Origin of the sequence: Dietzia lutea (assembly GCF_003096075.1) — a bacterium.
GTDB lineage: Bacteria > Actinomycetota > Actinomycetes > Mycobacteriales > Mycobacteriaceae > Dietzia > Dietzia lutea.
This window is the reverse complement of the sequence record NZ_CP015449.1, coordinates 2,668,452-2,688,491: the sequence shown is the minus strand read 5'-3', so window position 1 is coordinate 2,688,491 and position 20,040 is coordinate 2,668,452. Positions and strand designations below refer to the sequence as shown.

The window sequence follows — 20,040 nt, the reverse complement described above, 5'->3', positions numbered from 1 at the left end:
GGCGTCCGAGAGGTGAGTGTAGGGACCGCCGCGACGCGCCGAGAACGGCTCTGGCTCGTGTGACTGGTGTGACGTACGATGCGAGTGTGACTGGGCCGGACCCGGTCGTGCCCAGCTCCCGGACGACAAGGTGACCTCATGTTCCAGCGACGCTCGCACCGCACCGCCCCCCGTTCCCGCACGCTCGCCCTCGGTGGCGCCCTGGCCGCGCTCGCCGTGGTCGGTGGCGGCACGGTCGTGGCCGTGACCGACCCGACCGCCGTCGACGGCGGCGACATCCAGCTCGCGCAGAACGCCACCGATGAGGCCGCGGCGCAGGAGATGCCGCTCGGGACGGCCGTGAACCTCGACCTCGAGCCCGTCGTGGCCCGGGCCGCCGGCGGCACCATCCCGGCCGGCACCACCATCCAGGTCACCGGCCTGCCCGACGGCCTCACCCAGGACGGCTGGGTCATCTCCGGCACGCCCACCCGCGCCGGTGAGTACGAGGTCCTCGTGACCGTGTCCAACGGGGCGCTGTCCCAGTCGCAGAAGGTCGCCATCACCGTCGTCGACGGCGCCGGGGCGGCCGACGGGGCCGGGGCGGACGCGGAGGGCGAGACGGATCCCTCCACCACCGAGCCGTCCACCACCGAGCCGTCCACCGACGACACGCAGCCCGACCCCACCCTCTCGGCGGCCCCCGGTGATCCGAGCCTGGCCGACAGTACCCCGGGGGATGAGGAGGAGGACGGGGACGACGGCGAGGTCGGCACCAGCCCGGACCTGTGTTCGGTCCTCGGGGACGGCGAGCTGGACGGCGCCTCGCTGGCGCAGTTGCTGCCGCTGGCGACCGGCGACGAGGACGGCGCCTCGTCGGGCCTCGTGCTGATGCTGGTCAACGCGGTCGTGGGGCTGCTGCCGTCCGTCCTCGGCGACAGCGGCTCGCTCGAGGGGATCGGCTCGGCGGGCGAGATGCTCTGCACGATCTCGCCCGCGCTGCTCGGAGGCCAGTCCGCCGGCGCCGGAGACGACGCCACCACCGGTGGGGCCGCGGCCACGACCGGCGGGGCGACGACCACCACGGGGCAGGCGGCCGGTGCGGCCGGCCTCGCCGGCGACCCCACCGCCCTGCTGGGGCTCCTCACCGCGGGGGCGGGCAGCCTCGGACAGTGACGCCCGCCGCGTCCGGGGCGATGTCCACCCCGGGCGCCGGTCTCCGCGTTACAGTTCTCCCGTCGATGTCCGGCGCCCTCGTGGGGGACGCGGGGTTCGACCCCGTCCGCCGTCGTCGAAGAGGGTTCATCACACATGTTCACCCGCAAGGTCGTCACCGTCTCCGCCGCCGCGTTCGCGCTGGTCGCCCTCTCCGTCCCCGTCGTCAACGCGCAGGGTGACGCAGCGGCGCCCGACGCGGCGGGCGCGGGCAGCATCCCGCTCGGCAGCCTCGATTCCGCAGGTCTCGGCGCCGGGAGTCTGGCGGACGGCTCCGCCGACCCTGGTGGTGACGACGGCGAGGGCGACGACGACGGCGAGGGCGACGACGGCGGGGAGGACGGCGACCCCCGGGACGACGGGTCCGGCTCATCGGGCAGCGGCTCTCTGGGCAGCCTCGAGGACGTCACGGGCGAGGACTCGAGCGCCGGCGATCTGACGCCGGAGACGGACGCCGTCTGCGAATTGCCCGCGCTGGGCGGTTCGGTGGCCAAGTTCTATCCGCTGTTCGGGATCGACGGCGTGCCCACCGGGGTCCTCGACCTCATCACCACCGCCCTGGACTCCTTCCCCAACCTGCTCGACGTGGTGGCGGGGGAGGGCGGCGGAACGGCGTCACTCGAGCAGACCGGATCGTTCGCCGAGGGACTGTGCGACACCTTCCTCGGGGGCGAGATGGTCCTGCCGCCGGTCACGGTGATCGTCGACGGCGACGGCAACCCGATCAGCACCGTCACCGGGACCACCACTCCCAGCAGTTCGGCCGTCACCTCCACCCTGACGGTCGCCTCGGGGGCGGCCGACGATGCGGACGGCGAGGACTCCGGCACCGCCGCCGTGGCCGGCGCCCGCGCGGCCGTGAGCCCGGGCGCGTCCGCCAACGCGCCGGTCCCGACCTCCGTGCCCGTCCCCTGATGGCCTGACATCCCGAGTTCGCCGCGGCGGCCCGACCCCGATACGGGGCTCGGGCCGCCCGTCATTTGTGGTGCGGCGGTTGGGGAGCGCGCGCGGGATAAGCATCCGCCCATGGCTGAGTAGATACCCCCGGGGGTGTGTTACCGGTGTGAATGTTGTGCTGCTGGTGACTTATGTGACACCAGTAGACAGTTGGTGTGCATGTGGTTAGAGTGGCACGCGTAATGGTCTGCGCTCCCGTTCCGGGGAGTGAGCGATCTGAACCCCTCCGGAAGGAACCAGCCGATGCGTGCTCGCCTCGCCCGTCCTCGTCGTATCGTCCGGGGTCGACTCGTCGCCCCCGTCGCAGCTGCAGCCGCGGTCGCTCTCGTGGGCGGAGTCGTCGTCGCCGCTCCCGACGCCCCGACCGTCAGCGGCGACGTCCAGACCGTCGCCGGCTCGTCGTCCGCCGCGACCCCGCTGACCGTGACCGGCTTCACCGCCGGCGGCGCAGAGTTCTCGGTCGATATCCAGGGACTGGCCAGCGGTGTGCAGGCCGGGATCGAGATCGAGGACGTCGTGGGGCTGCCCGAGGGGCTGACGTACGCCGACGGCACGATCTCGGGTCAGACGGCGGTCGGCGGCACCTACAACCTCACCGTCAACGGCAACGTCAACGGCGCCCCCGTCAGCATCCCCGTCACGCTGGTGGTGAACAACGCCGACGGCTCCGCCCCCGACGGCGTCGAGGGCGGGTCCACGGCAGCGGTCGAGGGCAGCCTCGGCGGTCAGGCAGAGGCCGGCGGTCAGGTCACCACCGGCTCCGACGGCACCGACGCGATCCTCGGGGCCGTCGCGGGCATCGTGTCCGCGCTCGGCGGCGACGCCGGCTCGGTCACCGAACTCGCGGCCGGCTCGTCCGGGCAGGGCGGCGCCACCCCCGTGAACCCGGACGCCCCGGAGGGGCCGACCGGCCCGCTGGGCAGCGCCGCCAACGGTGAGCTCGGCCTCGGCAGCCTGTCGAACGGCGGTCCGGAGACCCCGGAGACCGACACGCCCGATACGGACGCGCCCGCCCCCGGTTCGCTCGGCCTCCCGGGCTCCTCGGCCACCGCCGAGGGCGAGGCGACCGGCGGCATCGACACCTCCAGCCTGGGCCCGCTGGCCCCGCTCGGCTCGCTGATCGACGCCGGCACCGAGACCGGATCGACCACAAACGGCGGCACCCAGCCCACCGGGTCCACGACGACCGGCGGGACCGGAGGCGAGCTGACCACGGCCGCCGAGCTGACCGGCGGCGGCGAGATCGCCATCCCGGGCTCGTCCTTCCCCGCCGACACCGGCTCGCTCGGTGCCCTGGCCCCGGGTCTGGCGCTCACCGGCGCGGCCATGCTCGGTCTGGCGGGTCTGACCCTCGCCCTCAACGGCGGGTCCTCCACCCCGGGCTCCACGGCGATCCTGCCGGCGCTGCCCGGGTCCAGCACCACCACGGGCGCGACCACGAACGGTGGCTCGTCCGGCTCCACGGCCCCGACCGTGGCCGCCGGCGCTCCGCGCACCGTTCAGGCGCCCGGCCCGACGGTCGCTAACGGCCGAGGCTGACCCCGGAACTCCCGGCGGTCGCGCAGGCCGTCGGTGACCACGTCCACCCCGGAAGCCCTCTCACATCGTGAGAAGGCCCCGGGGTGACGTGCTTTGGTGGGTTACCGTGGGTCGGTCGCGAGTCCGCGGCGGTACCCACGAAAGGCCTGTATGCGTATCTCCCGTCCTGTCATCGCTTCCGCCGTCGCACTCGCCGCCATGGCCGCGGTCGGGGCCGCGTCAGGACAGGCGGAGGCACCCGACACCGCGCCCGTCGTCGTCGAGGCCAGCGATGTGGCGCCCGCCGCCCTCCCGTCGCTCACCCTGCGTGTGGGTGAGTACATGGAGCGCCGGGTCAGCGACTACGTCACCCCGCCGCCCGGCGCCTCGATCCAGTTCCAGGGCCTGCCGCCCGGGCTGACCTACGACCCGGCCACCACCGCGATCAAGGGCACGCCCACCACCGCCGGCGTCTACAACCCCATCGCGACCGCGTACATCTTCGGCGTCCCGGTTCGTACCGAGACCACCACTGTCACCGTCGCGGGCGGCGACGGTGGGGGAGGGGGCGCGGCACCTGCCCCCGCCCCGGCACCGGCCCCCGCCCCGGCTCCTGCTCCCGTGCCGGCACCGGCGCCGGGCACGATCAACATCGCCGACATCGACGGGCTGCCCCTGCCCGAGCCCGTCAAGGACGCGCTTCGCGGCGCCGCCCTCGCGATAAACGACGGCATCCAGAACGCCTGGAACGCGGTCCCCGTCGGCTCGCTCGGCAAGTAGACCCGCCGGGCCGGCAGGCCCACGAACGACGGCGGCGGCCGGTCCCCGGTGAACGGGACCGGCCGCCGTTGTTCGCGCGGGGCGCGTCTACAGCGAGGCGATCACGAAGCCCGCGCTGACCAGCACGCTCCACGCGAGCATCGCCAGCCCGGCCGTCGCGAGAGCGGGGATCAGGCCGGCGCCCGTGGACCGCGCCCGCACCGGTCCGTTGGCCTTCCACGCCACCGGCAGCGCCAGGAACCCGAGCAGCGCCCACGGGGTGGCCGCGATGAGTGTGAGGGTCGCCAGCAGCGGGACGAGCAGCTCGAGCACGGCGTGCAGGCCGCGGGTCCGCGAATCGCCCAGGCGCACGGCGAGCGTGATCTTGCCGGCCTCGGTGTCCGAGGGGATGTCCCGCAGGTTGTTGGTGAGGTTCACCGCGCACGAGAAGCTGCCCACCGCCAGGGCCGCCACCACCGCGTACCAGGTCACCGACCCGAGCTGGGTGTACTGCGTACCGATCACCGCGACCAGCCCGAAGAACACGAACACCGCGACCTCGCCGAGTCCGCGGTAGCCGTACGGCGACTTCCCGCCCGTGTAGAACCACGCGGCCAGCACGCACGCCACGCCCACCAGGATCAGCCACGGCTGCGACGTCGCGCTGAGCACGAGCCCGGCCAGACCGCCCAGGCCGAGGAAGCCGAACGCGGCGCGCTTCACCGTCGCGGGCCGGGCCAACCCGGAGCCCACCAGACGCAGGGGGCCGACACGGTCGTCGTCGGTGCCACGGATGCCGTCGGAGTAGTCGTTGGCGTAGTTGACGCCGATGATGAACGACCACGCCACCACCAGAGCGAGCAGTGCCTGCCACCACACGAACCCGCCCGCGAGCGCCGCGGCCGCCGAACCGACGAGCACGGGGGCGAACGCGTTGGGCCAGGTCCGGGGACGCGCGCCCTCCAGCCAGTGGGAGAGCGTGGCACCGCCGGGCCCGGCGGCGGCGTCGGCGGCGGAGGGTGCGGGGTCGGTCTCGCGGCTCATTCCCCGATTGTCCCATCGACGAACCCGGCCGCGACGCCGCGCCGGTCGACCTTGCCGCCCGCCAGCACGGGCAGCGCGTCGAGCACGGCCACCCGAGCGGGGGCCGCGTGCTCGCCGAGGACCCCGGTGACGTGGCGACGCAGCTCGTCGGCCGTGGCGGTGGCGCGCAGGGTCACCGCCGCGACCGGCCGGGTCCCCAGCCGGGCGTCCGGGATCCCGACGACGACGACGTCGACGACCGCGGGATGCCGCCGAAGGGCATCCTCCACGGTCTGCGGGAGGAGCGTCAGCCCGCCCACGCTCAACGCCTCGTCCAACCTGCCCAGGACCCGGAGCCTGCCGTCCGGGCTGACCTGCCCCGCATCGTCGGTGCGGAACCACCCCGCCCTGGCGAACGCCGGATGATCAGGGGCGTTCCGGTATCCCTCTGCGAGCTGCGGGCCCGCCAGCCAGACGCGGCCCTCGTCGTCGTCGACCTCGACCCGTACCCCCGGCAGCGGTGCGCCGTCGTACACACACCCGCCCGCCGTCTCGCTCATCCCGTACGTCCGGACGACGCGGACGCCGGCGTCGGCGGCGCGCGCGAGCAGCTCCGGCGCGGCCGCCGCGCCACCTAGCAGGACGGCGTCCAGCCCGGCGAGGGCGTCGACCGCCGCGGGGGAGCCCTCGTCGAGGACCTTGGCCAGCTGGCCCGGCACGAGCGAGGTGTACGCCCGGTCGGCAGCGCGCCCGGCCCCCGCGCCCGTTCCCGCCCGGCACGCGTCCACCGCGGCGGGCAGCGTCTCGGGGCCGAACCCGCGCGTCACGTCCACCACCACCGGCTCGTGCCCTGCGCGCAGGGACCGCAGGATCACCTGCAGCCCGGCGATGTGATGCGCGGGCAGCGCGAGCAGCCACCGGCCGGGCCCGCCGAGGACGGTGTCGGTCGCGGCGGCCGAGGCGGCCAGCGCCTCCGCCGAGAGCATCGCCCCCTTGGGCGTCCCCGTGGAGCCGGACGTGCTCACCACCAGGGCGACGCGGTCGTCGATCGGCTCGCCCGGCCGCTGACTGTCGACGAGGATCCGGGTGCGCGCGGGGTCGTCGGCGGGCACCGGCAGCAGGGCGGGCCCGCGATCGGCGAGCACGTCCTCGAGCGCACCGAACGCCTCGGCGACCGCCGCGCCGCCTGGGACGGGCAGGGTGCGCAGCTCGCGGGTGGACGCGGAGTCGGCCATGACCGGACGGTCCGCCCGGCTCAGTAGTAGTAGGGGTAGTCGTCCCAGTTGGGCTCGCGCTTCTCGAGGAACGCGTCGCGGCCCTCCACGGCCTCGTCCGTCATGTACGCCAGCCGCGTGGCCTCGCCGGCGAACACCTGCTGGCCCATGAGGCCGTCGTCGGTGAGGTTGAACGCGAACTTCAGCATCCGCTGCGCGGTCGGCGACTTGCCGTTGATCTGCCGCGCCCACTCGATGGCGGTGTTCTCCAGCTCGGCGTGGTCCACGACCCGGTTCACGGCGCCCATCTGAAACATCTCCTCGGCGGTGTACGGCTGACCGAGGAAGAAGATCTCGCGCGCGAACTTCTGGCCCACCTGCTTGGCCAGGTACGCGCTGCCGTAGCCGGCGTCGAACGAGCCCACGTCGGCGTCGGTCTGCTTGAACCGGGCATGCTCCCGCGAGGCCAGGGTCAGGTCGCTCACCACGTGCAGGGAGTGCCCGCCGCCGGCGGCCCAGCCGTTGACCAGGCAGATCACGACCTTGGGCATCGTGCGGATGAGCCGCTGCACCTCGAGGATGTGCAGACGGCCGCCCTCGGCCTTGACCCGCGCCTCGTCGACCTTGTCCGCGGTCGCGCCGGAGACGTCCGAGTCGTGCTCGGTCGAGTACTGATAGCCGGACCGGCCGCGGATGCGCTGGTCGCCGCCCGAGCAGAACGCCCACCCGCCGTCCTTCGGGCTGGGCCCGTTGCCGGTGAACAGCACCGTGCCCACGTCGGGGGAGCGGCGGGCGTGGTCGAACACCCGGTAGAGCTCGTCTACCGTGTGCGGGCGGAACGCGTTGCGCACATCGGGCCGGTCGAACGCGATGCGCACGATCCCGTTGACGCGCCCCTCGCCGACGTGCCGGTGGTAGGTGAGGTCGGTGAGGTCGACGCCGCTGCGGAAGCCCTCGACCTCCCGCCACTGCGACGGATCGAAGGGGTTGGCGGTCTCGTCCTGCGCGGCACTGCCGGAACGGGTGCTGCTCTGCTCAGTCATGGCTTCGACGTTAGCGTGAACCCATGACATCCGTACCGGGCCCCGAGTCGATCGACGATCTGCTCGGGCGCGTCCACGTGGTGGCCCTGCCGATGCGGGTGCGGTTCCGCGGCGTCACCGAGCGCGAGCTCGTCCTGATCGACGGGCCCGCCGGGTGGGGCGAGTTCGGGCCGTTCGGCGAGTACCACGATCCCGAGGCCGCCCACTGGCTCGCCTCGGCGATCGAGATGGCGTGGCAGGGTCCGCCGCCGCCCGTGCGCTCGCGGGTGGCGGTCAACGCCACGGTCCCGGCGGTGGCGGCCGGCGAGGTCGGCGCGATCCTCGACCGCTTCCCGGGGTGCACGACGGTCAAGGTGAAGGTGGCGGAGAAGGGGCAGCAGCTCGTCGACGACGTCGCCCGCGTCGCCGCCGTCCTGCAGGCCCGGCCGGGGGCGCGGGTGCGGGTCGACGCCAACGGGGCGTGGTCGGTGGCCGAGGCCGCCCACGCCGTGCGGGTGCTCGACCAGGCGGTGCGCGCCGCCGATGTCTCCCGCGCCCCGGGCACCGGGCCGGTGTCGTTGGACGGGCCGGGGCTGGAGTACGTCGAGCAGCCGTGCGCGACCGTCGACGAGCTGGTGGAGCTGCGGGAGCGCCTCGCCGCCGACGGTGTATACGTGGACGTGGCCGCCGACGAGTCCATCCGCCGCGCCGAGGACCCCCTGCGGGTCGTGCGCGCCGGCGGCGCCGACCGGGCGGTGGTCAAGGTCGCGCCGCTCGGCGGCCCGCGGCGTCTGCTGGCGGTGGCCGCCGAGCTCGGGGTGCCGGTGACGGTGTCCAGTGCGCTCGACTCGGCGGTGGGGGTCGCCGCGGGCGTCGCGGCGGCCGCCGCTCTTCCGGGTGTCGGCGCGGGTGGCGGATCCGCCGCCGCGGGCGCGGGTGGGGTCGGCGGGTCTGCCGGCGCGGGCGCGGGTGGCGGGTCTGGCGCCGTGGGCGCGGGTGGCGGGTCCGGGGGCGACGACGACGAGATCCCCGCCGCAGGCCTGGGCACCGGCGGGTTCTTCGTCGAGGACATCGTCGACCCGGGCGTCTTCGCCCTGGAGGGCGGGCATCTACCGGTCCGCCAGGTGGCCCCGGACCCGGCGCGCCTGGAGGACCTGCGCATCGGCGGCGAGCGGCGCGACTGGTGGCTGGATCGCATCCGCCGCTGCCACGCCCTTCTCTGAACCAGCCCGTACTGAACGCACCCGCCTGCCGGCTCTTCAGAAGCGCGGGCCGGTCCGCACACAGCCGCTCGCAAGATAACAAGAGGCGCGGTCCCCGGTCCGCACACAGCCGCTCCTCAACATGGCGTCTCGCGCGCACCGCGGGGTGTGCGAGACGCCATGCCCAGGAGCGGCTGCAGAAATCGCGTACTTCCGCGGGAGCGAGACGCCATCCATGGGAGCGGCTGCGGGGCGCAGCCAGGAGCGAGACGCCATGTCGGGGTGCGAGGCGCCATCCCCGGGAGCGGCTGTGGGGTTGTCGGCTCTGCTGCGGGGCGCGGTCTGGGGCGAGACGCCTTGTCGGGGTGCGAGGCGCCAGGGCGGGGAGCGGCTGGGGGGGGGTTGCTGGCTCGGCTGCGGGGTGCTGACTCGAGGGCGCGGCCGTTGACCTGGGATCACGCGACGCGACTCGGGCCCCTGCCGAGGGACTCCTGAATCCTCATCGCCTCGCGGAGGGCGGGCACGATCCGGCCGCACTGATAGTCCTCCCACTGCCACCGCCGAACGATGTTGCCCAACGATTCGATGTCGTTCTGCCGTCTCTTCTCGTCGCGGAGCTTCTTGCGGACGTCCACCTCGCCGTCGTCGATCCCGTACTTCCCCGTCCCATCGGCCTCCCCGACGAGCCCCCACTGCTCCCAGTACATGTCCACGAAGGCCGACGTCCCGTCCGAGAGCATGAACTCCCGTTGGAGCTGGGGCATCGGCAGACCGGCGCGACTGATCGTGACCCTGCTGACCGACTCGAGGACCGACTGCGCGCCCTCATCCGCGAACGCGACCACGGCCCGCGCTCTGGCGATCCCCACCCTGCCGGCGGCGGCCTCGAGTTCGACCGCCAGATCGGCCGGGCTGCACAATTCGCGACGCAACGCCTCGTCCGCCGCACACACCGCGCCGGTGAAGGGACTCGTCCGCGCGACGTCGACGATCGTCCGCGCCGGCGTCGTGACCGGGATCCCGTCGACCGCGATCACGGCGCCCGCGAGATCGACGTTGTGGCAGATCGTGCTCTTTCCGCGCCTGCTCCCGCTGCCGGGTCGATGCCGGGTGGTGGTGACCCGTCGGGTGTCCATGTCGTGGACGGGCAGGCCGTGGAGGACGAGCGCCGACGTATGTGACAGGGCGGTCCCGGTACCGATGCTCTTCGCCGCGGCCCTCGATCTCATCTCGAGCATCGCCTCGGCCTTGTCGGCGCCGGTGGGGAGTTCCGAGGCGAGCGCGTAGATGCCATGGCGGACGCGGTAGAGCTGACCGGTGCGTTCCGCGTGCTCGCGCGCTCGGCGACTGTAGCCGCGGGCGAGGAGCTCGGCCGCGGTGATGACAACTGGACGGGACTGATCAGTGCTCATGGCCAGGCAGTATTGCCGTGATGGGCCGGCCTTTCCCGTCGCGGAGGCCGGTTCTGCGCCCGGCCTGTGGAGAGGGCCGGGGCTGTGAGTTTCCGGGCGGCTGCTCGGCCGCGGCTGCCGCAGGGTAGCCGCACGCAGCCGCTGGTGGGCGTTGGCAGGCGTCGGCAGCTGCCGCTGTTAGCCGTTGGTCGCGCCCGCTGTTAGGCGGTGGCAGCCGCCCCTCAGTTCAGCCGGGACGCCAGCCGCTCGCCAACATGGCGCCTCGCGCGCACCGCGGGGAGGGCGAGACGCCATGGCCGGGAGCGGCTGCCGCCGGGGCGTACTTCGGCGGGAGCGAGACGCCATGGCCGGGAGCGGCTGCTGGGGCGCGGCCGGGGGCGAGACGCCGGATTCGGGAGCGAGGCGCCAGGCAGGGGAGTGGGTGCGCCGTGGGCCGCGGCTGCCTCTGTGGTCCCCGGGCTATCTCCGAGGCCGGCGATAGCTCCGCGGCCCCGGACCTACTTCCGCGGCCGCGGCAACTCCCGGGTGCGCGGCGCGTAACCCCACTGGTGGCGGCCGAGCCGGGAGGGCGGCTGGAGGATGTCGAAGTCGGGGAGCCCGTCGTCGGCCATGATCTCCTCGTCGACGGTCACACTGACCACGCGACCGAGCAGCATCGCGCTGGTGCCCAGGTCGATCACGTCGTGACGCACGCACTCGAACGCAATCGGTGCCTCGGCGACCCGCGGTGGGGAGACGATGTCCGACGGGTCGGCGGTCAGTCCCTGCAGCTCGAACTCGTCGACCTCCGGCCCGACGGGCGCCGACGTGTCGTTCATCGTCTCCATGAGCGACTCGGTGCCGATGTTCACCACGAACTCGCCGGTGTCCATCACGTTGCGGTACGTGTCCTTGCGGCCGACGGAGGTCACGGACAGGATCGCCGGATCCGCGCAGGCGACGGTGAAGAACGAGTACGGCGCCAGGTTGAGGACCCCGTCAGCCGAGACCGTCGATACCCACGCGATCGGCCGCGGCGCGATCGAGGCGGTGAGCAGGGAGTAGAACCCCTTCGCGGGTGGGTCGTCCGGCGTGTGCACTATGCGCATCCGCCCATTGTGCCGCCGGGTGCGGCCATTGCGCGGTGGAGGATGTCATCACTGTTCTAGCGTGAGCCGCGAGGCGCCCCGGGTTCGAGGGGGCGGGCGCCCGGCAAGCGGGAGGAACGGAGCCATGGCGGCGACGGACGGTGCGACGGGCAGTGTGGCGGGCAGTGCGGCAGGCGGTGCGTCGGGCGGTCTGACGGACGGGGTGCGGATTCCGCTGCGCGACCAGCTCTGGCTGCTGATGGACCGACCGGACAACCTCATGTATATCAACTCGCTGATGTGGTTCTCCCGCGTGCCGGACTGGGACGCCGTCACCGAGGCGATCCGCACCCGCATGGTCGAGCCGTACCCGGTGTTCCGTCGGGTGGCCAAGCGCAGGGGTCGTCGGTGGTACTGGGTCGACGACCCCGACTTCGACCTGTCGAACCACCTGATCCGCCGGCGTCTGCCCGAACCCGGCGGACGCGCGGAGGCCGAGGCGCACGTCGCCGAGCAGATGGGCGTGCCGCTCCCCGGCGGCAGTCCGCTGTGGCGGGTCGAGTTCATCGAGGGGTACCACCGGGACAGCGCGGAGGAGGAGGGCGCGCTTATCCTGTTCCGCGTCCAGCACGGGGTGGTCGACGGGGTCCGGCTCACGCAGTTGGTCCTGGACCTGTGCGATCACGAGGACGACACCCCGCTGCCCTCGGTCGGCCGCGACCTGTCGCCGGGGAGGAAGGGCGTGCTCGGCGCGGTGAGCGCCGCCGGAGAGGCCGGCGTCGACGTGGTCAAGGACTCGTTAGGCATCGCCCGCGGCCTGACCGGTGCCGCGCTGAGGCTCCCGGAGACGCTCGGCCGACTGAGCCGTGACGTGCTGGCTCCGGGCCGCAGACTCTCGCGCGTGCCCACCCGCACAGTGGAATCCCTGACCGACGCCATCCGTCCGACCAATCTCATGGCCAACACCTACCGATCGGTGTTCCGGCTGCTGTTCGAGCCGCGATCCGCCGACCTGCCGTGGAGCGGCAAGGTCCACCGCGAGAAGAAGGTGGCGTGGGTCTCCGGTCTGGACCTCGCGGCGATCAAGCGGGTGGCGAAGTCGCACGACAGCACCGTCACCCCGGTGATGATCGCTGCCGTGTCCAAGGCGCTGACCGGGTATCTCGACGCCCATGGAGACCGCCGTGTCTCGGACATCAACCTCATGGTCCCGGTGTCGGTGGGCTCGGGCGACGACGAGGCGGGAGAGCTGGGCAATCACATCACGCTGGTGCTCATGCGGTTGCCGCTGGGGATCGACGACCCGGAGGAACTGCTCGACGCCATCACCACCTCGATGACGCGCGTGCGGTACTCGCTCGAGCCGCACGTGACGTTCGCGACGATCCTCACCGTGGCCGCGGCGCCCGGCCCGGTGGCGCGCGCGGTGATCGACCTGTTCGCCAACAAGACCGTCGGTCAGCTCACCTCGGTGCCGGGGCCGGCCGGTCCGGTCTCGTTGGGCGGGTCGACGGTTGACGGCATCCTCGGCTGGGTGCCGATGAGCGGCGACCAGGCGCTGGGGATCTGCATCTTCAGCTACGACGGCACGGTGACGGTCGGGATCGCCACCGACGCCGAACTCATCCCTGAACCGGGCGAGGTCGCCGGCCGGATCGAGGAGCAGTTCGCGGAGCTCGCGGGCCGAGCCGACGAGTCCCCGCCGGCGTAGACCCCGTCACCACTCCGGCGCGGGCACCTCGGGATGGGCGGCGAACCACTGCCCGATGTAGGACATGTCGATCCCCTGACTCTCGGCGATGAGCTCGTACATCGTCCGGCCGTCGATCGCCTCGCGGAGGATGTCGGCGTGCCCGGAGTGTCGCGCGATCTCGTTGAGCACGTGAAGGGCGGCCCAGCGCCCGTTGAAGGCGGGCATCCCCGGCGGGAACCAGGGCATCTCCTCGGGCACCGGGACGGGTGCGTCGAGGTCGGCCGCGCGAAGGTGGGCGAGCCCGGCCGCGCACCGCCGGTCGTACTCGGCGAGGATTTCCTCGGCGGCGGCGTCGGGGTCGACCCGGTTCACCGCCTCGGCCCAGGCGAACTGCTCGGGCAGGGACCGTCCGGTCTCGGGCGCGTGCGGCGCGGCGGCGGCGCGGCCGAGCCAGCCCTCCGCGACCTCGCCGATGTGCAGGATCAGCCATCCGAGCGTCAGTTCGCTGGAGGGCAGCGGTCGTGCGCGCAGTTGGTCGGCGTCCAGGCCGTGGACGATCGACCGGGCGTTGACCAACGCGACGTCGATCCACTCGAGCAGATTCTCGCGCTCGGTGGGGCAGGTGGCGGGGAACAGTGGCATGACGACTCCTCGGTGAGGCGGGGCGGTGGGTTGGGACGGCGCATTGACGCGGCGGGGCGGGGCGGTGAGGCGGCGAGATGAGATGAATCAGTGGGTGGTGGCGTAGACGTCGCGCAGGAGGCACATCTCGGCGCCGTGGTGGATGACCTCGCGGTTGATGTGCAGGACCAGGGCGGCCATGGGGTACTGGGCCCAGGGCCCCTCGGCCTCGCCGGCGGGTCTGGCGAGCGCCTCCGCGTCGAGGCCCCGGACGCCGTCCATCCAGCCGGCGTAGACGCGGTCGAGCTGGGCGAGGGCGCCGGCGGCGTCGCCGGCGTAGGTGTGGGTCATGTAGTCGTGCGGTGGTCCGCCGAAGTGGGAGTGCCACCGTGCCCCGAGAGCGGCGACGACGACGTGGCCGATCCGCCACGCGATGGTCGTCAGCGGCGCGGGCACGGGCTCCGGGTAGGCGAAGTCGATGGTGTGGTCGCCGACGCCACCCTGCATCGGGGCCCGGCTGGTGCCCCGCGGGCGCACGTCCCAGGTCCGCTCGTCGGGCGCGGGCGAGAAGTGGTACTCGGCGTCGGTCATCCCCTCGAGTCGCGGGCGGAGCTGACTGGTCCAGTGGTGGTCCATCTGGTCGACGAGCTGGCCGGTCCAGTCGAGGGTGTGGGTGGCGGTCATGACTGACTCCTTGTGGGTGATGTGCGGACATCGTGGTGATGGACACGGGGGCGACGTGCGGACAACTGGTGGTGCTGTGCGGACAGCGTCGCAGCCCATCCGGACAGCTTCGGTCCGCTGCGCGTGGAACACTTCGAGCAGAAGCGGAGGACGTCCACGCGGGGTCGTCCCGGGAGCGAACGGGGGCTCGCGATGAGCGAGGACCGGATGCCCACCACCCAGCGCGTGCTGTGTCTGCTGGACCTGCTGCAGCGCCGGTCGGTGTGGACGGGCGAGGAGTTGGCGGCGGAGTTGGGCGTGACGACCCGCTCGGTCCGCCGGGATGTGGACCGCCTGCGGGACCTGGGCTATCCGGTGGAGTCCGAGCGCGGTGCGGGCGGCGGGTACCGGTTGGGTTCGGGTCGTCGCCTGCCGCCGCTGTTGCTCGACGACAGGGAGGCGGTGGCCGTCGCGATCGCCCTGCGTCTGGCGGCCGGCGGCGCGGTGGCTGGGGTCGGGGAGCACGCCTTGCGCGCGCTGACCAAGCTGGACCAGGTGATGCCCGGCCGCCTGCGGGAGCGGGTCGCCGACGTCACCGAGTCGATGGTCGCGGTCGCCGGCGCGGACACCCCGGTGGAGCCGGGTCTGCTGCTCGACCTGGGCCACGCGGTGCGGGGCACGGAGCAGGTGCGGCTGGACTACTGCGACCGCGCGGGGCGGGAGACGGAGCGGCGGGTGGAGCCGTACCGGATCGTCGTGCTGGGCCGGCGCTGGTACCTGCTGTGCTTCGATCTCGATCGCGCGGACTGGCGCACGTTCCGGCTGGACCGGATCCGCGCGGTGCACCGCAGCCGGTGGCGGTTCACCCCGCGCGCCGACGTGCCGGACCCGGCGGCGCACGTCCAGCACGCGGTCACCGCGGCGCCGTACCCGCACGTGGCGCGGGTGACGGTGTTCGCGCCCGCGGAGGAGGTGGTCGAGCTGTTCCCGCCTACCTACGGCACAGTCACCGGGCTGCGCCCCGCGGACCACCCGGGCGGCCCGGCGTGCCGACTGGAGACCGGGGCGGCCGACCTCGAGGCGCTGGCGTGGTTCCTCGCCAGACTGCCGGGGGAGTTCGTGGTGGAGTCGCCGGAGCCGTTGCGCGAGTGTCTGGCGGCGATGGGCGGGCGGCTCACGGATGCGGCGGGGCGGTCGACGTCGCCCGACTAGGCTGGGGCCGATGACTGCCACGCCGAGCAACCCCAGTACCGCGCAGGCCCGTGTCCTGGTGGACGAGATGGTCCGCCACGGGATCACCGACGCGGTCCTGTGCCCGGGTTCGCGCAGTGCCCCACTGGCCCTCGCGCTGGCCGCGGCGGAGCGGGCCGGTCGGATCGCGCTGCACGTGAGGATCGACGAGCGCGGTGCCGGGTTCACGGCGCTCGGACTCGCGCTGGGCTCGAAGCGGCCGGTCCCCGTCGTCGTCACCTCGGGCACCGCGGTCGCCAACCTCCATCCGGCGATGGTCGAGGCGGCCCATTCCGGCGTGCCGGTGCTGGCGCTCACGGCCAACCGCCCGCCGGAGCTGCGGGGGACCGGCGCCAACCAGACCATCGACCAGGTGGGGCTTTTCGGGCCGCACGCACGCGCGGTGATCGAGCTCGGCGCGGCCGGCGATCCCGTCACCGAGCACCGCCACTGGCGCTCCGCGATCGGCCGCGCGATCCTCACGGCCACCGCGGCCGCGGACCCGGGCCCGGTGCAGGTGGACATCGCCTTCCGCGAGCCGCTGGTGCCGGGCGAGGGCGACGAGGAGTTCGTCCTCGAGGGCGGCCCAGGGGGTTACGACGACGACGAGGTGGACCCCGGCGACGGCTCCCGCGGACTGCCGGAGGGGCGCCCGGGCGGTCGTCCGTGGGTGCAGCGGGCGGGCGCGGGGGTCGATTCGGCTCCCGCCGCCTCGGCGGTGGCGGTGGACCTCACTCGGCCCACGTTGGTCGTCTCGGGCGTCGGGGCGGCGCCGGTCTCCGGGCTGGTGGGCGTACCGACGGTCGCCGAGCCCGGCGCGCCGGTCCCGCTGCACCCGGTGCACCCGCTGGCGATCCCGTCGCTGCGGCCCGAGCAGGTGGTGGTCACCGGCCGGCCGACGCTGCACCGGTCCGTGACGCGGTTGCTGGCCGATCCGGGGGTCGACCTGGTGATCCTCGACGCCGGCCCGCGCTCGCCCAATCCCACGGGCAGCGCCGCCGAGCTCGCCGACTCCGTGCTCACCGGCTGGGGGGTCGAGCAGTCGTGGACCGAGAACACCGCCCGCGCCGACGCCCACGCCCGCGCGGCCGTCGACCGGCTGCTCGACGAGCACCTGGACGCGGGCGCCCCGACGGGCCTGCACGTGGCCCGCGCCGTGGCCCGCGGCGTCCGGGCGGGGGACAACCTCGTGGTGGGCGCCTCGAACGCCGTGCGGGACCTGTCCTTCGTGGGGCCGATCGACCCCGACGTGTCCGTGTACGCCAATCGCGGCGCGTCGGGGATCGACGGGACGGTGTCCACGGCGATCGGTGTCGCGCTGTCGGCTCCCGGTCGGACCGTGGCGCTGCTGGGTGACCTGACGTTCCTGCACGACATCTCGGGACTGCTGCTCGGCCCCCGCGAGCGCCACCCGGCGGACCTGCTCATCGTGGTGGCCGACGACGACGGCGGCGGCATCTTCTCCCTGCTCGAGCAGGGAGATCCGCGACTGGCCGCCGACTTCGAGCGGGTCTTCGGCACCCCGCACGGCGCGAACCTCGGTGCGCTCTGCGCGGGAGCCGGGGTGCCGTTCACCGACACCGATCCCGCCGGGCTCGAGGCGATCCTCGCGCAGCCGTCGGTGCCGGTCGCGCACCACGACATCGTCCCCGAGGGCCTGCGTGTGGTGCGGGTGGGCACCGACCGGCAGGGTCTGCGCGAGTTGCACGCGACCCTGCGCTCGGAGGCCGTGGAGCCCGAGGCGGCAGCGTCCGGCACTGCGTCGTCCAGCACCGCAGCGTCCGGAACCGCAGCGTCCAGCACCGCGGCGTCCGGCACGGCGGCGTCCGAGACCTCGGCGCGCGGACTCGCGGGTCCCGGGGCGACCGAGCCCGGGGCCTCGGACCCCGAATGACCGCGGGCACCGTCTCCGCACGTCGGGTCCGTCGCGCGGTGCTCATCCGGCAGGGCGTGCGGGTGGTGGCGGCGGCCGCGGCGGTGTTCTCCGTGCTCACGGCCGTCCTCATCCTGCTGGCGTGCTTCATCGACGACCAGCGCATCGACCGGGACATGGGCAGCGCCACGGCCACCGTCACCGAGGTCACCGACCGGCGGGCCGCGGTGGAGTTCGACGCCGGTGGCGGCCGGACGGCGCGCCCGGTGACCGGCGTGTTCTACCCGACGGGCCTGGTGGAGGGGCAGCGCGTGCAGGTGGAGTTCCGCCGGGCCAACCCCGATCTCGTCCGGGTCTCCGGCCGCAGCTGGACCGTCGCCGTCGTGCCCGCCCTGTCGGTCCCCGCGGTGGTCGTGCCGCTGGCCGCGCTCGCCTACGCCGCCGCGTCACCGGGGGTTCACCGGGCGGTACCACGAATTCCCCGGTCCGTCCCGCGCTGATCACCGGCCCGTGGCCCGGCCGGGCGACAGTGAGGGCGTGCGCGTAGCCATCGTCACCGAATCGTTCCTGCCGAACGTCAACGGCGTCACCAACTCCGTCCTGCGCGTGCTGGAGTACGCGCGCCGACACGGCCACGACTGCCTCGTCGTCGCCCCGTCTGACCAGGTCGGCTTCTGGCAGGGCGCGGCCGGTGCCGTGCAGGCGCACCCGCTGGTCAGCGCCGTCTCGCCCTACCTCGGTCGGCCCGCGTCCGACGGCCCCGACCCCGACCACCACCTCGGCTACCCCGTCCACCGGGTCACGGCCGTGCGGGTACCGGTGGTGTCCTCGCTGCCGGTCGGGGCGCCCAGCCCGAGTGTGTACGCCGTCCTGCGGGACTTCGCACCCGACGTGGTGCACCTCGCGTCCCCGTTCGTGCTCGGCGCGGCCGGCGCCGCCGCGGCCCGAGCACTGGGCGTGCCCTCGGTGGCGGTGTACCAGACCGACGTGGCCGGCTTCGCCGACGCGTACGGGATCGGCGTCCTCGCCGACGCGGCCTGGGCCTGGACCCGGGCGATCCACGCGACCTGCGACCGCACCCTCGCCCCGTCGACCGCGGCGATGGCGGACCTGGCCGCCCACGGCATCCCGCGCCTGTACCGGTGGGGGCGGGGCGTCGACGCCGAGCGGTTCTCGCCCACCCGGCGCAGCGCGGCCCTGCACCGGCTGTGGTCCCCGGACGGGCGGCCCGTCGTCGGATTCGTCGGCAGGCTCGCGCCGGAGAAGCACGTCGAGCGCCTCCGGCCACTGGCCGACCGTTCCGGCCCGGGCGGCGACGTCCAACTCGTCGTCGTCGGCGACGGACCCGACCGCCCCGCACTGCAGGCGGCCATGCCCCACGCCATCTTCACCGGCGAGCTCCACGGCGAGGCCCTCGCCCAGGCCTACGCCACGCTCGACGTGTTCTGCCACGCCGGCGAGTTCGAGACGTTCTGCCAGTCCGTCCAGGAGGCCCACGCCTCGGGCGTGCCCGTGATCGGCCCGGACGCCGGGGGCCCGCGCGATCTCGTGCAGGCCGGAGTCAACGGCGTCCTGCTCGACCCGCGCCGGTACGCCGCCGAGGTCTCCGCGGCCCTCGACGCCGTCCTCGCCGACCGCGATCGGCTGGCCGCCGCCGCCCGCGCCACCGTCGTGGGGCGCACCTGGGAGGCCGTCTGCGGACAGCTGTTCGACCACTACGTCGCCGCCGGCGCCCGCTCGTCCACGGGCCGGGTCCGCGTGGGTGTCGGCCGGGCCGGGTAGCGTCGGGGGCGTGTCCCGCGCCAATCTCGACAAGCAGCCCCGCGACGTCGCGTCGATGTTCGACGGCGTCGCCAAGCGCTACGACCTGACCAACACGATCCTGTCCGGAGGAATGGACCACGTGTGGCGGCGCCGGGCCCGGTCGCTGCTCGCGCCCCGGCCGGGGGAGCGGATCCTCGACCTGGCCGCCGGCACCGCCGTGTCGACCGTCGAGCTGGCCAAGTCCGGCGCGTGGTGCGTGGCCGCCGACTTCTCGCTCGGCATGCTGCACGCGGGCGCCGGGCGGGACGTGCCCAAGGTCGCCGGCGACGCGATGAAGCTGCCGTTCGCCGACGCCTCCTTCGACGCCGCGACCATCAGCTTCGGCCTGCGCAACGTCCAGGACACCGCCGCCGGCCTGCGGGAGATGGCGCGCGTGGTCAAGCCGGGCGGGCGGCTGGCGGTGGTGGAGTTCTCCACGCCCGTCTTCCCGCCGTTCCGCGCGCTCTACATGAACTACCTCATGCGGGCGCTGCCGAAGATCGCCACGAGCGTGTCCTCGAACCCGGACGCGTACGTCTACCTGGCCGAGTCCATCCGCGACTGGCCGGACCAGCAGGCCCTGCTCGAGATGGTCGAGTCCAGCGGCTGGGAGCGCTGCAGCGTCACCAATCTCACCGGCGGCATCGCCGCGATCCATCTGGCCCGCCGCCCAGCCTGACGCCGTCCGCACATTCGGTCCGCCGCCGCCGCCGGCGAGGCCCGCCCGAGCTGAGGCTCGCTGCCAAGGCCGCCCGCCCGAGGTGCGCTGGCTCTTCGTCAGGATCCTGC

The 20,040-nt window shown here is 73.9% G+C and carries 18 protein-coding genes; 11 read left to right on the top strand and 7 right to left on the bottom strand.

Going from position 1 to position 20,040, the window contains the following annotated elements; translation table 11 throughout:
- The first annotated feature begins 138 nt into the window (after positions 1-138).
- From A6035_RS12285 to A6035_RS12270, 4 genes are all read left to right on the top strand, one after another.
- On the top strand, positions 139-1,155 hold the full coding sequence (locus tag A6035_RS12285; protein WP_108848005.1) for a hypothetical protein: 1,017 nt from the start codon (positions 139-141) through the stop codon (positions 1,153-1,155).
- 135 nt (positions 1,156-1,290) lie between these two features.
- Positions 1,291-2,109 (top strand): hypothetical protein, encoded by an 819-nt coding sequence (locus A6035_RS12280; protein WP_108848004.1) that lies wholly within the window; start codon positions 1,291-1,293, stop codon positions 2,107-2,109.
- Positions 2,110-2,394: 285 nt separating this feature from the next.
- The gene (locus tag A6035_RS12275; protein WP_244192427.1) at positions 2,395-3,690 is read left to right on the top strand and encodes a hypothetical protein; all 1,296 of its coding nucleotides are present in this window, start codon (positions 2,395-2,397) and stop codon (positions 3,688-3,690) included.
- Positions 3,691-3,840: 150 nt separating this feature from the next.
- A complete protein-coding gene (locus tag A6035_RS12270) occupies positions 3,841-4,449 on the top strand; it encodes a hypothetical protein (RefSeq protein WP_108848002.1) in 609 nt (202 codons plus the stop codon).
- An 87-nt stretch (positions 4,450-4,536) separates the two neighbouring features.
- On the opposite strand, the gene A6035_RS12265 is transcribed toward A6035_RS12270, so the two are convergent.
- The 3 genes from A6035_RS12265 to A6035_RS12255 are packed head-to-tail and all read right to left on the bottom strand — an operon-like array spanning position 4,537 to position 7,708.
- On the bottom strand, positions 4,537-5,472 hold the full coding sequence (locus A6035_RS12265; RefSeq protein ID WP_108848001.1) for a 1,4-dihydroxy-2-naphthoate polyprenyltransferase: 936 nt from the start codon (positions 5,470-5,472) through the stop codon (positions 4,537-4,539).
- On the bottom strand, positions 5,469-6,686 hold the full coding sequence (menE, locus tag A6035_RS12260; protein WP_108848000.1) for an o-succinylbenzoate--CoA ligase: 1,218 nt from the start codon (positions 6,684-6,686) through the stop codon (positions 5,469-5,471). The genes A6035_RS12265 and menE overlap by 4 nt, the downstream gene beginning before the upstream one ends.
- A 20-nt stretch (positions 6,687-6,706) precedes the next feature.
- A complete protein-coding gene (locus A6035_RS12255) occupies positions 6,707-7,708 on the bottom strand; it encodes a 1,4-dihydroxy-2-naphthoyl-CoA synthase (protein WP_108847999.1) in 1,002 nt (333 codons plus the stop codon).
- Positions 7,709-7,731: 23 nt separating this feature from the next.
- Here A6035_RS12255 and A6035_RS12250 point away from each other — a divergent pair, with 23 nt between their 5' ends.
- Positions 7,732-8,910, top strand: a complete 1,179-nt coding sequence (locus tag A6035_RS12250; protein ID WP_108847998.1) for an o-succinylbenzoate synthase — start codon at positions 7,732-7,734, stop codon at positions 8,908-8,910.
- A 434-nt stretch (positions 8,911-9,344) separates the two neighbouring features.
- Here the strand turns inward: A6035_RS12250 and A6035_RS12245 are convergent, their stop codons facing one another.
- Positions 9,345-10,301: a type IV toxin-antitoxin system AbiEi family antitoxin domain-containing protein gene (locus A6035_RS12245; RefSeq protein WP_108847997.1), complete on the bottom strand. Its 957-nt coding sequence runs from the start codon at positions 10,299-10,301 to the stop codon at positions 9,345-9,347.
- 497 nt (positions 10,302-10,798) lie between these two features.
- Positions 10,799-11,389, bottom strand: a complete 591-nt coding sequence (locus A6035_RS12240; protein WP_108847996.1) for a flavin reductase family protein — start codon at positions 11,387-11,389, stop codon at positions 10,799-10,801.
- Positions 11,390-11,513: 124 nt separating this feature from the next.
- Between A6035_RS12240 and A6035_RS12235 the strand changes: the two genes are divergently transcribed.
- Positions 11,514-13,079 (top strand): WS/DGAT domain-containing protein, encoded by a 1,566-nt coding sequence (locus A6035_RS12235; RefSeq protein WP_235026827.1) that lies wholly within the window; start codon positions 11,514-11,516, stop codon positions 13,077-13,079.
- Between the two features lie 6 nt (positions 13,080-13,085).
- Here the strand turns inward: A6035_RS12235 and A6035_RS12230 are convergent, their stop codons facing one another.
- Complete coding sequence (locus A6035_RS12230; RefSeq protein WP_108847995.1) at positions 13,086-13,703, bottom strand: mycothiol transferase; 618 nt, start codon at positions 13,701-13,703, stop codon at positions 13,086-13,088.
- A gap of 87 nt (positions 13,704-13,790) precedes the next feature.
- On the bottom strand, positions 13,791-14,366 hold the full coding sequence (locus A6035_RS12225; RefSeq protein ID WP_108847994.1) for a DinB family protein: 576 nt from the start codon (positions 14,364-14,366) through the stop codon (positions 13,791-13,793).
- 192 nt (positions 14,367-14,558) lie between these two features.
- On the opposite strand from A6035_RS12225, the gene A6035_RS12220 reads away from it, so the two are divergent.
- From A6035_RS12220 to A6035_RS12200, 5 genes are read left to right on the top strand one after another with little or no spacing between them, the layout of a single operon-like run.
- The gene (locus A6035_RS12220) at positions 14,559-15,557 is read left to right on the top strand and encodes a helix-turn-helix transcriptional regulator (RefSeq protein ID WP_108847993.1); all 999 of its coding nucleotides are present in this window, start codon (positions 14,559-14,561) and stop codon (positions 15,555-15,557) included.
- A 10-nt stretch (positions 15,558-15,567) separates the two neighbouring features.
- Positions 15,568-17,469 carry a 2-succinyl-5-enolpyruvyl-6-hydroxy-3-cyclohexene-1-carboxylic-acid synthase gene (gene menD, locus A6035_RS12215; RefSeq protein WP_108847992.1) on the top strand — a complete coding sequence of 634 codons (1,902 nt, stop codon included), beginning with the start codon at positions 15,568-15,570 and terminating at the stop codon, positions 17,467-17,469.
- Entirely contained in the window at positions 17,466-17,948 is a 483-nt protein-coding gene (locus A6035_RS12210) for a DUF3592 domain-containing protein (protein ID WP_108847991.1), read from the top strand. The genes menD and A6035_RS12210 overlap by 4 nt, the downstream gene beginning before the upstream one ends.
- 37 nt (positions 17,949-17,985) lie before the next feature.
- Complete coding sequence (locus tag A6035_RS12205; protein WP_108849264.1) at positions 17,986-19,230, top strand: glycosyltransferase family 4 protein; 1,245 nt, start codon at positions 17,986-17,988, stop codon at positions 19,228-19,230.
- 10 nt (positions 19,231-19,240) lie between these two features.
- A complete protein-coding gene (locus A6035_RS12200; protein ID WP_108849263.1) occupies positions 19,241-19,930 on the top strand; it encodes a demethylmenaquinone methyltransferase in 690 nt (229 codons plus the stop codon).
- Positions 19,931-20,040: the final 110 nt, after the last annotated feature.

Bases quoted from the DNA above. Each gene is read 5' to 3' on its own strand.
- A6035_RS12285 (WP_108848005.1), top strand. From the start codon at position 139: ATGTTCCAGCGACGCTCGCACCGCACCGCCCCCCGTTCCCGCACGCTC.
- A6035_RS12280 (WP_108848004.1), top strand. From the start codon at position 1,291: ATGTTCACCCGCAAGGTCGTCACCGTCTCCGCCGCCGCGTTCGCGCTG.
- A6035_RS12275 (WP_244192427.1), top strand. From the start codon at position 2,395: ATGCGTGCTCGCCTCGCCCGTCCTCGTCGTATCGTCCGGGGTCGACTC.
- A6035_RS12270 (WP_108848002.1), top strand. From the start codon at position 3,841: ATGCGTATCTCCCGTCCTGTCATCGCTTCCGCCGTCGCACTCGCCGCC.
- A6035_RS12265 (WP_108848001.1), bottom strand. From the start codon at position 5,472: ATGAGCCGCGAGACCGACCCCGCACCCTCCGCCGCCGACGCCGCCGCC.
- menE (WP_108848000.1), bottom strand. From the start codon at position 6,686: ATGGCCGACTCCGCGTCCACCCGCGAGCTGCGCACCCTGCCCGTCCCA.
- A6035_RS12255 (WP_108847999.1), bottom strand. From the start codon at position 7,708: ATGACTGAGCAGAGCAGCACCCGTTCCGGCAGTGCCGCGCAGGACGAG.
- A6035_RS12250 (WP_108847998.1), top strand. From the start codon at position 7,732: ATGACATCCGTACCGGGCCCCGAGTCGATCGACGATCTGCTCGGGCGC.
- A6035_RS12245 (WP_108847997.1), bottom strand. From the start codon at position 10,301: ATGAGCACTGATCAGTCCCGTCCAGTTGTCATCACCGCGGCCGAGCTC.
- A6035_RS12240 (WP_108847996.1), bottom strand. From the start codon at position 11,389: ATGCGCATAGTGCACACGCCGGACGACCCACCCGCGAAGGGGTTCTAC.
- A6035_RS12235 (WP_235026827.1), top strand. From the start codon at position 11,514: ATGGCGGCGACGGACGGTGCGACGGGCAGTGTGGCGGGCAGTGCGGCA.
- A6035_RS12230 (WP_108847995.1), bottom strand. From the start codon at position 13,703: ATGCCACTGTTCCCCGCCACCTGCCCCACCGAGCGCGAGAATCTGCTC.
- A6035_RS12225 (WP_108847994.1), bottom strand. From the start codon at position 14,366: ATGACCGCCACCCACACCCTCGACTGGACCGGCCAGCTCGTCGACCAG.
- A6035_RS12220 (WP_108847993.1), top strand. From the start codon at position 14,559: ATGAGCGAGGACCGGATGCCCACCACCCAGCGCGTGCTGTGTCTGCTG.
- menD (WP_108847992.1), top strand. From the start codon at position 15,568: ATGACTGCCACGCCGAGCAACCCCAGTACCGCGCAGGCCCGTGTCCTG.
- A6035_RS12210 (WP_108847991.1), top strand. From the start codon at position 17,466: ATGACCGCGGGCACCGTCTCCGCACGTCGGGTCCGTCGCGCGGTGCTC.